This window comes from Citrobacter sp. TBCS-14 (assembly GCF_005280805.1).
Classification (GTDB): Bacteria; Pseudomonadota; Gammaproteobacteria; order Enterobacterales; family Enterobacteriaceae; genus Citrobacter; species Citrobacter gillenii.
Genome location: NZ_SZWM01000443.1, coordinates 1 through 272, shown reverse-complemented (window position 1 = coordinate 272; position 272 = coordinate 1). Strand labels below are relative to the sequence as shown.

Here is a 272-nt window from a genome sequence, read left to right as displayed (position 1 = left end):
TTTACCGTGGACCAAAGTGGTTGCTCATCGCCAGTTAACGTATCCTGTATAGCAACCAGCGGGCTGAACCAGATAAACATCGGCACCTGAATGGCCTCATGTGGTGGGCGAGTGCCTGCATGGTGATACATGACACCACCCGTAGGATCGCGAACTAGGGCGTGATCGGAGAAGTAAAGCACGGAAGATCTCTTATCCTGCAGAAGGTGGAATACCTGACCCATTAGAGCATCAGTAAAATGCACCGAATTATCATAGCAACCATCGGGATT

The 272-nt window shown here is 50.0% G+C and carries 1 protein-coding gene; it reads right to left on the bottom strand.

From position 1 onward, the window contains the following. Positions 1 to 272, bottom strand: a 272-nt coding sequence (locus tag FDX22_RS15980; protein ID WP_146717446.1) for a sulfatase-like hydrolase/transferase, incomplete at both ends; no start/stop codon positions are given.